The following is a 673-nucleotide window of genomic DNA, read 5'->3' as shown; positions in this document are numbered from 1 at the left end:
TGTCTAAAGCAAAATTTGAGCGTAACAAGCCGCACGTAAACGTGGGCACCATTGGTCACGTAGACCATGGCAAGACCACGCTGACAGCCGCGCTGACTCGTGTATGTCACGAAGTGTGGGGTACTGGCAGCGCCAGCGCATTCGACCAGATCGATAACGCGCCGGAAGAGCGGGCTCGTGGTATTACAATCGCGACCTCTCACGTTGAGTATGATTCACCGGCACGTCACTACGCCCACGTAGACTGCCCGGGCCACGCTGACTATGTGAAGAACATGATCACGGGTGCGGCGCAGATGGACGGCGCCATTCTGGTTTGTTCCGCAGCTGACGGCCCCATGCCGCAGACTCGCGAGCACATCCTGCTGTCCCGCCAGGTGGGCGTACCTTTCATCGTTGTGTTCCTGAACAAGGCGGACATGGTTGATGACGAGGAGCTGCTTGAGCTGGTCGAGATGGAAGTTCGCGAACTGCTGAGCCAGTACGACTTCCCGGGCGACGACACGCCGATCATTACCGGTTCTGCGCTGATGGCGCTGGAAGGTAAGGACGACAACGAAATGGGTACTACCGCTGTCAAGAAGCTGGTAGAAGCCCTGGACGAGTACATCCCGGATCCTGAGCGTGCGATTGATCAGCCGTTCCTGATGCCGATCGAGGACGTCTTCTCCAT

At 57.8% G+C, this 673-nt stretch carries 1 protein-coding gene; it reads left to right on the top strand.

All coding sequences use genetic code 11. The annotated features are described in order from the left end of the window. A partial coding sequence (locus FO268_RS22760) for a GTP-binding protein (protein ID WP_225316973.1) occupies positions 1 to 673 on the top strand: 673 nt, incomplete at both ends.

The sequence above is a fragment of the Marinobacter denitrificans genome (assembly GCF_008795955.1).
GTDB lineage: Bacteria > Pseudomonadota > Gammaproteobacteria > Pseudomonadales > Oleiphilaceae > Marinobacter > Marinobacter denitrificans.
Note: the sequence above shows the minus strand (reverse complement) of the source record. Positions and strands in the feature narration are given on the sequence as shown.